Origin of the sequence: Bacteroides stercorirosoris, from assembly GCF_900142015.1 — a bacterium.
GTDB lineage: Bacteria > Bacteroidota > Bacteroidia > Bacteroidales > Bacteroidaceae > Bacteroides > Bacteroides stercorirosoris.
Genome location: NZ_FQZN01000023.1, coordinates 88,025 through 100,537, shown reverse-complemented (window position 1 = coordinate 100,537; position 12,513 = coordinate 88,025). Strand labels below are relative to the sequence as shown.

The 12,513-nt window shown below is 42.4% G+C and carries 8 protein-coding genes; 2 read left to right on the top strand and 6 right to left on the bottom strand.

The window, feature by feature from the left end; all coding sequences use genetic code 11:
• Nucleotides 1-179: 179 nt before the first annotated feature.
• Complete coding sequence (locus BUC01_RS17105) at nt 180-737, bottom strand: UpxY family transcription antiterminator (protein WP_025836137.1); 558 nt, start codon at nt 735-737, stop codon at nt 180-182.
• A 982-nt stretch (nt 738-1,719) separates the two neighbouring features.
• Nucleotides 1,720-3,876 (bottom strand): glycoside hydrolase family 97 protein, encoded by a 2,157-nt coding sequence (locus BUC01_RS17100; RefSeq protein WP_073314322.1) that lies wholly within the window; start codon nt 3,874-3,876, stop codon nt 1,720-1,722.
• Nucleotides 3,877-4,098: 222 nt separating this feature from the next.
• On the opposite strand from BUC01_RS17100, the gene crcB reads away from it, so the two are divergent.
• Both crcB and eno read left to right on the top strand, forming a co-directional pair.
• Nucleotides 4,099-4,470, top strand: a complete 372-nt coding sequence (crcB, locus tag BUC01_RS17095) for a fluoride efflux transporter CrcB (RefSeq protein ID WP_025833838.1) — start codon at nt 4,099-4,101, stop codon at nt 4,468-4,470.
• 92 nt (nt 4,471-4,562) lie between these two features.
• Nucleotides 4,563-5,843: a phosphopyruvate hydratase gene (eno, locus tag BUC01_RS17090; RefSeq protein WP_025833840.1), complete on the top strand. Its 1,281-nt coding sequence runs from the start codon at nt 4,563-4,565 to the stop codon at nt 5,841-5,843.
• Nucleotides 5,844-5,941: 98 nt separating this feature from the next.
• On the opposite strand, the gene bglX is transcribed toward eno, so the two are convergent.
• The 4 genes from bglX to BUC01_RS17070 all read right to left on the bottom strand — a co-directional run bounded on the left by bglX (nt 5,942) and on the right by BUC01_RS17070 (nt 12,501).
• The gene (gene bglX / locus BUC01_RS17085) at nt 5,942-8,197 is read right to left on the bottom strand and encodes a beta-glucosidase BglX (protein WP_073314321.1); all 2,256 of its coding nucleotides are present in this window, start codon (nt 8,195-8,197) and stop codon (nt 5,942-5,944) included.
• A gap of 10 nt (nt 8,198-8,207) precedes the next feature.
• Nucleotides 8,208-9,323: a family 16 glycosylhydrolase gene (locus BUC01_RS17080; RefSeq protein WP_244895756.1), complete on the bottom strand. Its 1,116-nt coding sequence runs from the start codon at nt 9,321-9,323 to the stop codon at nt 8,208-8,210.
• A gap of 77 nt (nt 9,324-9,400) precedes the next feature.
• Entirely contained in the window at nt 9,401-10,924 is a 1,524-nt protein-coding gene (locus BUC01_RS17075) for a PKD domain-containing protein (protein WP_073314319.1), read from the bottom strand.
• Between the two features lie 32 nt (nt 10,925-10,956).
• The gene (locus BUC01_RS17070; RefSeq protein ID WP_025833843.1) at nt 10,957-12,501 is read right to left on the bottom strand and encodes a RagB/SusD family nutrient uptake outer membrane protein; all 1,545 of its coding nucleotides are present in this window, start codon (nt 12,499-12,501) and stop codon (nt 10,957-10,959) included.
• Nucleotides 12,502-12,513 lie beyond the last annotated feature (12 nt).

The window sequence follows — 12,513 nt, the reverse complement described above, 5'->3', positions numbered from 1 at the left end:
GAATTCATTGGATTGTTGTTGTTTAAATATAACCGCAAAGATAATTCACTTTCGCTTATTAACATAACATACCCACAGGGTTTTCGGACTGACCCGATAAAGAAGCTCATGCGTAAGTTGACGCAAAGCATCGATTTGAGACTTCATATAATTATGAATTATAAATTATAAACTATGAATTATTCTTCTGTTATCGGAACAATAAGGGAAGGATGAATAAAAGTGGTAGCTACCGCCATAACTCCCTGAATAGATACAACAACCCTACGATCACCTTTCACCCGGACAAATATACCCTCGACGCCTTCGAAAACACCACCGGTGATACGAACACGATCTCCTTTCTGCATGGAATATTCTGTAGGTGGCAAGTAAATGACCTGTTGGTCGTAAGAACCGGCAATAGCTATAAAATGACGCATTTGGATTTCCGGAACAATAATCGGCTGCTTCGTCTCACGATCCATTATATAACGAAGAGGCAAAAGAACTGCATTCTCCTCCTTAATTTCGTCAATCTTCTTACGAGTGGAATAAATGAAAACCAGGTTATGTATGGCAGGAACGAGTTTACGAATACGTTGCTCCTTCCGCATCACATATTCATAACGCATAGGAATAAAGTTTTCAATATTATTCCTGTCCAAAAACTCTTTCAGAACGAGTTCCCGGCTATAAGTGATACGCAATGCATACCAGTGAAATTCAGAATTCAGAATGGAAGATTGAGAGCTCATCAATAATTAACTGTTCTCGTCAGGATATTTCTTGGGGACACCGGGGAATGAAAATTCCTTCCGGTTAAAACGTAAATTCGTGATGGTGAATTAGCTACGTTCAATGGCCAAAATTCAAACTCCCTATCGCAGGAAGTACAAACAGGCACTTTTGAAGACTGGAAAAGCTGATTTTGCTGAAAAAGCACAGTTTTCTACTTCTTATATACTGTAATATACTGTAAACGAAAGACTTAATAGAATAAAGCGTAGATTAATCGTTCGTTTAATGAGCGCAAAGATAAGGGGGATTTTCGAAAGAACAAAATGTTTAATAAAAATAATTTCAATGAATCTTGATTTGACATATTAATGAGTTGATATACAGAATTATGACTTCTAAAAAAAAACATTATTATCTATACAATTTATATTCCTTATAATTTCTTCTATTTTTACAGCTGAATAAATACTATAAATAGTCATTTATGCCCCTCCCCCCAGCTACAAGTACTTATAAGAGGCCTCCAAAAGGGCTACACCTTTTATCCCGGATGGCTACACCTTTTTATATGCAAGGCTACACCCTTCGAGGCAAAAGGTGTAGCCCGATACAAGCAATGCTTATCATACAAAATAACAAGGGAAATTATTTTACATATTTTCATTCATCACACCAGCAATAAAGCCAGATTCAAACCACACTGAGAATTAGTCGTTTACAAGGAGTTAAGAGTTTGTCGACAAGGAATTAACTTCCTGTCAACAAACTCTTAACTCCTTGTAAGCAGACTCTTAATTCCTTGTACACAGAACAATATCAGTCATACAACAAGACCTCTAAAATCCATTCTAATTTGACAACAAACAATAACTCAGTACATTATTTACAATAAAAAAAATACCCCACAGAAAATATTCCTGCGGGGTACAACCTAATGCCTAATAAAAAACCTCTTTTTACCCTAATTTGAGAGTACTTCTTGATTTGAGAATTTTCTTTTTATCTCCATTTCTTCACAGCCTTCTTATCTGCCGGTGTAGCCTCAATCAGACTGAGAGCAAAACCACCACTACGTGCCAGTTTCACAGACATCTTGGTCTTGTTCGTCACAATACCCTTCTTTATCTGATAAGAAGTAGGATTCTCTTTGTAATCAGCATCTTTTCCATCAGCATAAAGAGTCGCTACATATTGTTTTCCCGGTTCCAAGAAATCCAGAGTAAAATTAGAAGTACGTGCATTCTCATCAGTGATACCACCTACAAACCAATTATTCGTACCTTTTGCCTTGCGAGCCGCTGTAATATAATCACCCGGTTCAGCTTCCAGATACTTACTGTCATCCCAGTCCACAGCTACATCCTTGATGAATTGGAAAGCATCCATATGCTTCTCATAATTCTCAACCAAGTCAGCAGCCATCTGCAACGGGCTATATAACGTTACGTAAAGAGCCAATTGTTTACAAAGAGTAGTCTGTACTTGTCCATGAGGTTTGTCACCCATGAATTCCAGCTTCGTATCAAAGATACCCGGAGTATAATCCATCGGACCACCGATAAGACGGTTGAACGGAAGCAAAGTGGTGTGGAACGGTTTACTGCCACCGAAAGCCTCATATTCCGTACCACGGGCAGACTCATTACCAATCAGATTAGGATAAGTACGGCAAAGCCCGGTAGGACGTACTGCCTCATGAGCATTTACACAAATCTTGTAATCAGCTGCTTTGGTTATTGCATAAAGATAATGATTGTTCATCCACTGGCCATAATGATGCTCGCCACGAGGAATCATATTACCTACATATCCACTTTTTACCGCATTATAACCATTGTCTACCATAAACTGGTAAGCTTTATCCATATGGCGCTCATAGTTGCGTACAGAAGCGGAAGTCTCATGGTGCATCATCAGTTTCACGCCTTTACTCTTGGCATAATCATTCAACATTTTCACATCAAAGTCAGGGTATGGAGTCACAAAGTCGAATACATAATCTTTGGAATGACCGAACCAATCTTCCCAACCTTCGTTCCAACCTTCCACCAACACTTGGTCGAGACCATGTTCGGCAGCAAAATCAATATAGCGTTTCACATTTTCATTGGTAGCGCCATGTTTACCGTTAGGTTTGGTCTTGGTATAATCCGTCTCACCCAATTTCACGGAAGGCAAATCATCCGTATAAGCCCACGTGCTCTTTCCGGCGATCATCTCCCACCATACACCAACGTATTTCACCGGTTTAATCCAGGAAACATCTTTATAAGCGCAAGGCTCGTTCAAATTCAGCGTCAATTTGGAAGCCAGAATATCACGGGCATCATCACTTACCATAACCGTACGCCACGGAGATTTGCAGGGCGCCTGCATGTAGCCTTTATCTCCTTTCGCATCGGGAGTCAACCAAGATTCAAATACGAAATTCTTATCATCCAGATTGAGGTGCATACAAGAATAATCTATCAAAGCAGCCTCATGCAAGTTGATATAAAGCCCATCGGCAGTCTTCATTTGCAGAGAAGTCTGTACACCTGTCGGAGAGAAAGTGGTTTGCGAGGAGTTTGGAGTGATTGCCCCATCCATCAAACCGCGGATTTCAGAAAGTTTAGACTCTGTATAATCATATTCCTGCGTATCATAATCGCCCGGTATCCAGAAAGCAGTATGGTCGCCGGTCATGGCAAACTGAGTATGTTCTTCCTTGATAACGAAATAATTCAGGTTCTTGGACAAAGGAAACTCGTAACGAAAACCTAAACCATCGTCAAATAGGCGGAAACGGATAATCATATTACGATCTTGCGCTTTCTGATTCAGCGTCACAGCCATTTCGTTATAATGATTACGGATTTGTTTTACTTCGCCCCACACCGGCTCCCAAGTTTCGTCGAAAGTGGAAGTCTTGGTATCTGCCAGTGTAAATCCATTCATCAGTCCCGGAGCATCTTTCAGTTCCAGACCAAGTTTAGAGGGTTTGATTACAGCTTTACCTTTGTAGGAAAGTTCATAGATCGGTTCACCTTGTGCGTTTACTGAAAAATTCAGTTGCAGTTGTCCATTAGGAGAGGTAATACTCTCAGCCATTGCCCAATTGCCCACAAACAAAAAGAGCAGGAGACAGAACAATTTGATAACTTTCATGTTTTTCATGATTTGAATTATTTTAGAATGATAATCGTGATGCAAATATAAGCAGGAAAAGACATGCAAAAGAAGGAATAAAATGAAAATATAGATGTTTTACCGGCAAACGTTTGCATAACTGGTTTAGTTTCTGTTTTTTAAGTACAAAGGAGAAAAACAGGAATATAAACCCGATATAAATGAAAAATTGTACCTTTGCGGACAATGTAAGCAGAATATATAATTAAAATGAAAGAATTGATATACGTTTTTCTTGGCGGCGGAACGGGGAGCGTACTCCGTTATTATGTGCAAGAACTCCTGCACGAACGAATTATCCCCTACTCTTTTCCCTGGGCAACGTTCACAGTCAACATTTTCGGGAGTTTCCTGATAGGGTTGTTTTACGCACTCTCCGCCCGTTTCAACCTTTCCCCCGAAGTACGTTTGTTATTGACTGCCGGATTCTGCGGCGGATTCACCACTTTCTCCACTTTCTCTAATGATGGGCTTACTTTACTAAAAAATGGATTTTACGGCACATTCATATTCTATACCTTAATAAGCATCACATTGGGAATACTGGCGGCACTGGCAGGAGGAATGGTTAACGGAAAATGATAATCTAATTGTAATTACAGGACTATTTTCCTGAACAAAAGCCGATTGTTTCTTGTTCCTTATTTAAAATAGTTACAAATAATATCATAATTATGAAAATAGCAAAGATTATCGGACGTGAAATCCTCGATTCAAGAGGAAACCCCACAGTGGAAGTAGATGTAATTCTGGAATCAGGCTTTATGGGCCGTGCCTCTGTCCCTTCCGGTGCTTCTACCGGTGAACACGAAGCTTTGGAACTCCGTGACGGCGACAAACAACGTTATGGTGGCAAAGGCGTGCTGAAAGCAGTGGAAAACATCAACGATGTTATCGCTCCGAAGTTGATCGGAATGTCTGTCCTCGATCAGATGGGTATCGACCATACCATGCTGGCACTGGACGGAACCAAAACCAAATCAAATTTAGGTGCCAATGCCATTCTCGGCGTATCTCTCGCCGTAGCAAAGGCAGCAGCCGCATATCTCGACATACCTCTGTACCGCTATATCGGTGGTACCAACACTTACGTGATGCCCGTACCGATGATGAACATCATCAATGGCGGTTCTCACAGTGACGCCCCGATCGCTTTTCAGGAATTCATGATACGTCCCGTAGGTGCGACTTCTTTCCGTGAAGGTCTGCGTATGGGTGCCGAAGTGTTCCACGCATTGAAAAAGGTTCTGAAGGACCGTGGTCTGAGCACTGCCGTAGGCGATGAAGGAGGTTTTGCTCCCAACCTGGAAGGTACGGAAGATGCCCTGAACAGTATTATCGCCGCTATCAAGGTTGCCGGATACAAACCAGGCAAAGATGTCATGATTGCCATGGACTGCGCCTCTTCCGAATTCTACAAAGACGGTATATATGATTATACGAAGTTTGAAGGTGAAAAAGGCAAGAAACGCACAGCCGACGAACAGATTGATTATCTGGAACAACTCATCAATCAGTTCCCTATCGACTCCATCGAAGACGGTATGAGTGAAAACGACTGGGAAGGCTGGAAAAAACTTACCGACCGTATCGGCGACCGCTGCCAATTGGTAGGTGACGACCTTTTTGTTACCAACGTCGACTTCCTGGCTATGGGCATCGAGAAAGGTTGCGCCAACTCCATCCTGATTAAGGTAAACCAGATCGGCTCCCTGACCGAAACTTTAAATGCCATAGAAATGGCTCACCGCCACGGATATACGACCGTAACTTCCCACCGTTCCGGAGAAACGGAAGATTCAACCATTGCCGACATTGCCGTTGCCACTAACAGCGGACAGATCAAAACCGGTTCGTTGAGCCGTTCCGACCGTATGGCAAAATACAATCAACTGCTCCGTATCGAAGAAGAGCTGGGTGCTAATGCCGTTTACGGTTACAGACGTATCAAATGACCCGACATAAACAGTTAGTAGAATAGCCATTGTATCAACTGCAAGAGGGGCGAACCATCACGGTCCGCCCCTCTCTTTTTTAACCTTAAAATCACCAATCAATCTATTACCTTGAAGAAAACATTTTCACCGGATTGGCTGTCGGAAGCCACCCAAAGAGCAAAATCTCCCGGTTCTACAACCTTAGCCATATCAATGTTCCAAAATGCAAGCTCGCTGATGGGAAGTTCGAACGAAACACTCTTCTTCTCACCCGGTTTCAACGTCACGCGGGCAAAGCGTTTCAGTTCTTTCACCGGACGTGTTACGGAACCGACTTTATCTTGTACATACAATTGAGCCACTTCCGTTCCTTCATATTTACCCGTATTTTCCAAATCAAATGTTACTGTCAGCACTTCATTCTTCTTCAATGCAGCCGAAGACAGCTTGACATTGCTATACTTGAATGTAGTGTATGACAAGCCATAGCCGAACGGGAACAAAGGATCAAAGCCCGCATCCATATAGAAAGAAGTACATCCCAATGAGGTTTGCCCCGCTTCAACAGCTATATCATTCAGCAACACTTCATTTCGCGTAGCCGGCCGACCTGTATTATTATGAGCATAGTACACCGGAATTTGTCCTACCATCTTCGGAAAAGTAACCGGCGTTTTTCCGCTCGGAACAGCCTTGCCCCAAAGCAGGTCTGCCAATGCAGGTCCACCCATTGTGCCCGGATGGAACGAGTAAAGGACAGCAGCCGATTCTTCCACTTCTTTACCGATAGTCAGCGGACGACCTGCCATCACGACAGTCACTACCGGTTTGCCGGTTTTCGCCAAAGCAGCAATCAGAGCTTTCTGGTCACCTTGCAAATCAAGGTCGGCCAGACAATGCGCTTCACCCGAAAGGATAGATTCTTCACCTACAAAAGCCAGGATAACGTCTGCACGTGAAGCAGCCGAGGCAGCCTTTGCCACGCCCGCCGGATTCTTTTCACGGCTATATGCCAAGCCTGGTTCATAGATTACCTGCAACTTATCCCCAACCATTTCTTTAATGGCATTCAACGGAGTTTGAGTACGGTTCTTTTCACCATCAAATACCCATGTGCCCAACTGCTCGTATGGAGCATTAGCCATAGGACCAACCACGGCAACTGTTTTCACTGATGATTGCAACGGCAATATCCCCTTGTCATTTTTCAACAGAATTGCCGATTCAACAGCTGCCTGTTTAGCCGCCTCCAGATGAGAAGGAGCATACATCACCGTAGATGAAAGTTTTTCATCCACATAAGGATTATCAAATAAGCCCAAACGATATTTGATGCGCAATATATTTCGGACAGCCTCATCAATTGTGCTTTCTTTCACCTTTCCTTCTTTCACCAGTTCAGGTAATTCTTTCACAAAAGTATAACTTACCATCTCCATGTCGACTCCTGCATTAACAGCTTTCATAGCCGCCTCCTTCGGATCTGCCGCAAAACCATGACTTATCATCTCACTGGCAGAAGCCCAGTCCGTCACTACCAATCCATCAAATCCCCATTCACCGCGAAGTACATCTTTCAGGATGAAGGTATTTCCAGTTGAGGGTACACCATCATTGTCATTGAAGGAAGTCATGAATGTAGCTGCACCTGCCTTGGTAGCCGCTTCGAACGGTGGCAAATAAACATTGCGCAAGCGGCGTTCAGGAATGAATGTAGAATTATAGTCACGCCCGCCTTCGGCTGCACCATAGCCCACAAAGTGTTTGGGGCAAGCAGCTATCGATGTCGGATTATTCAGAGAATCTCCCTGAAAACCTTCTACCATAGCGGCTCCCATCACGGAAGTAAGATAAGTATCTTCCCCGCATCCTTCGGCAATACGCCCCCAACGGGGATCACGGGCAATGTCAATCATCGGTGCAAACGTCCAGCGAATGCCCACGGAAGAAGCTTCGATAGCCGCTACCCGTGCACCGTCTTTCGCAACCTGAGGATTGAACGAGGCCGCCTGTCCCAACGGAATAGGGAAAATCGTTTTAAACCCGTGAATGACATCACGTGCCATCAGCAGAGGAATCCCCAAACGAGATTCCTCTATCGCTACGCGCTGCAACGCATTGATACGCACCGGGTCTATCTCATTCAAAATAGAACCGACTTCACCTTTCTTAATCAAACTGCTCATATCCTCGATATTGCCATAAGAGGAAATCTGGTTCATCTGACCAATCTTTTCCTCCAAGGTCATCTTGGATAACAGTGCTTCCACTCTTTTCTCTGTTGCCGCATCGCCCTTATTGGTTGCCACTTGGGTGCAAGAGACAAAGGGCAGCAGAAACAGGCAAGCGGAGAAAAATTTCATAGCTTTCATACTTCTTCAATTATATTTTCTGAAACACACGTACATAATCAATTTCATAAGTTGCCGGAAGGGCGGATTCATCTATGCCCTGGGCACCTCCCCAATCGCCACCCCACGCAAGATTCAACTTCAGATAGAAAGGAGCATTAAAAGGCCAAGTATCTTTATTTCCTTTCTTATCATTATTGAAAGTAAAGTAACATTTACCATCTACATATCCTTTAATAAAGTCTTCAGTCCATTCAACCGCATATATATGGAACTCAGTCTGTGCAGTGGGTACCTTCATCGTTCCTGATTTTTGAGTACCAATAGAATGATTGTAAGCTTTACAATGAATCGTAGACAATATTACATTAGGATCATACCCAACTTCTTCCATGATATCAATCTCACCGTCATCCGGCCAAGCTGTGTAGTTTTTCGGCATCATCCAGAAGGCAGGCCACGTTCCCTTACCTTTCGGGAGCTTAAGACGAGCTTCAAAGTAGCCATACTTCCAGCTTTGAATGCTATTCATACGAACGGACAGTACTTCATTTCCTCTTTTTTGAAGAATGATTTTCAACGTACCATCTGAGACAATTGAACAAGTATCTGTTCCTGAAAAGCCAGCAACATAATTTTGTATTTCATGATTACCCCAACCGCTATTGCCCGTCTCATACCACCAAGCGGAAGTTTTAGGTAATGCAGGTTTACCGTCAGTCAAACGCGTATCATTGAATTCATCTTGCCAGACCAGTGTATAGCCCTCCGGAACATAATTTTCAATCTCACCTTTAGCCTGTTTTAAGGTATATTCTTTCTTATAATCCGTACCCATAGCAAAAGATAATACTGCTGTACGTTCTTGGTCAGTAGCATTTTTTAGAGCTGTGATTTTTAGGGCAGTTTCACCCTTGTGGCCGCTACCTCCAGACAGTGAATACCAAGACTGTCCATCAGTTTTCACAGTCCATGCTGCATCAGCTTTCACGACAATCGTAAACGTCTCTCCCGCTGCACTCATCTGCATGTTGGCCGGAGTTACTTCCATCGAAAGTGTTTCTCCTCCCTGCGGCTCTTCTGACACCGAATTATTATTGCCACAACCCGCCAGAAGGATAAACGGCATTAACCACAAACAAGTCATAAATTTCATATTTTGAGAATAATAAAGAGGCAGTTGCCCGAAAAAAGCAACCGTCTCTTTAATTGTTAAACTACACTTTATTCCTTAAATGAAAAATCATCAAAGAAGAATATGCCGGGAGCCGCATGTCCTTCGGCACCGAATTGGATAACAATCCGGTCAAAATCCTGACGATCTTTCACATCACTGAAGTCAAACTCTATTTCAAGCCATTTATCAGTAGCAAGATCTTTCTTCGTAATTTCAGCTTGGGTTTCCCATGCGTTGTCTCCCATATCGCTATTTTGCAGTTTCACAACTATTTGCTTCTGCAACTGATTAATAGTAATCCATTCACCTGCAACATTAGCAACCGTGGTATAATCATTATAAGAAGGTACAAATACTTTCATGCGAATCTTGTTTTGAGTAGTCAGGTCAAAAGTATAGTCCTTCGTCGTAAATGATAAATTACTGTAATATGAATCTGATTTCTGATAACGATATACTTTATTCGATTCATTAACCGGTACCGGAGCCGGATTGTCGACAACACCACTCTTATCACCCATATCCTGAGCTATGAAGTTCAAAATCTCATCCTTTTCAAAGTTTTCTGTCAAAGGAATTACCTTGGGGGTTTTCACGATAGGCGGTTCGCCGACGTTCAAGTCCTCACGGCAGTAAATGAATACCCAATCCTGATTTTCAGTCGTATTCAATACACGTAAAGCCATCACCTCATCCGTTTGATAAATAATATCATAGGTCTGAGTACCACAATAATAGCCCAAGAAAGCGTCACCCGTCAGCGTTAATTGAGGAAATACTCCACTATCGTCCAAAGCAAAATTATAAGAACCACCAGCATAATCGAAAGACGTATCTTCTCCTTCCTGAACCGCTCCCGGCTTACCATTAGCTATAGCCCAACGTCCATATCCCTTGCCTTCGGTTTCAATCTTCAACTGCAATCCTGCCTGGATAAAGGTGAACTTCATATCATACATAGTCCATTTATTTTTTTCATCAGCACCGGCTCCCCACCAATTCTGTGCATAAGTGCCCACAGGACCTAAGCCAATATGGCCTTTGATATCATCTCCTACAATAGTAGGTTTCGGACTTTCATACTTGCCTACGGCTTCCGCCACTTCTTTAGTGAAGTTATTATACCGGTCGAACACCCAGGTTTTTCCGTTTGCAGCACTTGCCCCTCCGGTCAGATTATTATAAAGAGGAATATCAAGCAAACTGAAATCATCTTTATCAAAATGTAAAGGAATAACTTTGGAAACAGCGTCACCGTCAGCAGTATAGACTGTCAAAGTAGCAGTATAGTCACCTTTCTCCGGATACTGGCCAGTGACGGTTTTACTTTTACTAGTCACTCCATTCCCCAAATCCCAGACAAATGAATAAGGGACTTTGGTGTTAACCGTATTCGTGAAGACAATCTCATTACCACTCCTTTCGGTGGTTGCTTTAGTATAAGTTATTTCTTCAAGAGAGATCGTACCAAGCACTCCCAGTGAATAATCATCACTCTCCTGAGGCTCACAAGCAGTCATTACGACTAAGGCCAACATCGCCCAAAGCCCTGATTTGAATATATTTTTCATATTTATTTTTATTTTTAAGTGTTATCATCGATTTAGTAACCCGTATTCTGTTTCAGCTCAAACTCAGTACCCTTCGTCTTATCAATCTCTGTTTGAGGAATGGGCAGATACTTTTTATTTTCATTATAATTGCGAACTGAATTATATTCCGTATTATTCTCCGTCAGAACAGAAGCAGCATCTCCCCAACGTACCAAATCATAGAAACGCATACCTTCGCCTAAAAATTCTTTATGGCGTTCAGCCTTAATATTAGCAGCAGTAGCAGGAATAGAAGCATCCTTACCGAATGCACGCTTACGAATCTGATCCAGACAGGATTGCGCATCAACCCCTTGCTGCTCAGCAACACCATCCATTTTTACCAATTCGACATAATTCAACAGAGTCTCTGCATAGCGGAAAATGCGTAGATTATTACAATAATTCAAATCTGTATCACCGGGAGGAGGATTATATCCTTTGCGGGCAGCATACTTACGTTGGAATAAACCGGTATCTTGAAAACGTCTTGCATATTCAGCTGCACTCCAGTCGTTAATTGAAGCATCACGACGTAAATCCCCTTCTTCATACATGTTATAGGCCGACTGACGTACAGGAGCAAATCCCCAACCACCATTAAACACACCATCCGGATCAATCAAACCGTTAGGAGCAATAAATGCCGGTAAATTTGTTCCATATCCTTGCCAACCGGTCGACCAGGTTTTGCCTTCGGGCAACTGATTACTCTCAAAAATAGATTCCACACAGAATTCATTCTCATCCAGCCACATAGCATCAAAATCAGTCATCAAATCGAACTTACCACTTTTAATGATAGTAGCCATATCATTGGCAACTTCCGCATATCTACTTTGATCTTTCTGATACATGACAACACGCGCTTTCAACATCAGCGCTGCAGCACGACAAACACGCCCTCTATCTGTCACTGTACCATCATCTTTCGCATTTGTAGTCATAGACAGTACCCCATCTTCACAAGCTACATCCAAATCGGCCATAATTTCAGCATAAATCTCATCAGCAGTATATTGTCTAGCAACATAAGGATCTTCCAAAGGAGCTTCAAAATAAGGGATATTGCCATATAGCTTCCACAATAAATGTACATAATACGCACGCAAGAAATGAGCTTCCGCACTATATTGCTTAACCTTATCTTCTTTCACACCAGTTGAATTCTGACAGGCAATGATGGTATTGTTGCAACGTGCAAGCCCTGTATAGTAGATATTCCATAAACCAAGTTCCTCTCTCGAACTCATTGAGAATTGAGACAAAGAATAGAGCTGTGCCTGGTCACCTGCATCACCACCACCTTTATATATATCATCAGAACGAAGGTCGGACATAAGCAAAATGCCATTATAGTTATTATTGGCATAACTATCAAATAATAGAATCTGGTATGCAGAACCTAAATAAGAAAGAATCGCACCCTCTGTTGCAGGAGCTCCGGCCAGTGGTTTCTGCGTAGGACTTGCAGTAAGGAAATCATCGCCACAGGAAGTAGTCACTAATGCAGATGACAAAAGAGCTGCTATTGTAAATATTTTAAACCTTTTCATATCATATCATTT

Bases quoted from the DNA above. Each gene is read 5' to 3' on its own strand.
- BUC01_RS17105 (WP_025836137.1), bottom strand. From the start codon at position 737: ATGAGCTCTCAATCTTCCATTCTGAATTCTGAATTTCACTGGTATGCA.
- BUC01_RS17100 (WP_073314322.1), bottom strand. From the start codon at position 3,876: ATGAAAAACATGAAAGTTATCAAATTGTTCTGTCTCCTGCTCTTTTTG.
- crcB (WP_025833838.1), top strand. From the start codon at position 4,099: ATGAAAGAATTGATATACGTTTTTCTTGGCGGCGGAACGGGGAGCGTA.
- eno (WP_025833840.1), top strand. From the start codon at position 4,563: ATGAAAATAGCAAAGATTATCGGACGTGAAATCCTCGATTCAAGAGGA.
- bglX (WP_073314321.1), bottom strand. From the start codon at position 8,197: ATGAAAGCTATGAAATTTTTCTCCGCTTGCCTGTTTCTGCTGCCCTTT.
- BUC01_RS17080 (WP_244895756.1), bottom strand. From the start codon at position 9,323: ATGACTTGTTTGTGGTTAATGCCGTTTATCCTTCTGGCGGGTTGTGGC.
- BUC01_RS17075 (WP_073314319.1), bottom strand. From the start codon at position 10,924: ATGAAAAATATATTCAAATCAGGGCTTTGGGCGATGTTGGCCTTAGTC.
- BUC01_RS17070 (WP_025833843.1), bottom strand. From the start codon at position 12,501: ATGAAAAGGTTTAAAATATTTACAATAGCAGCTCTTTTGTCATCTGCA.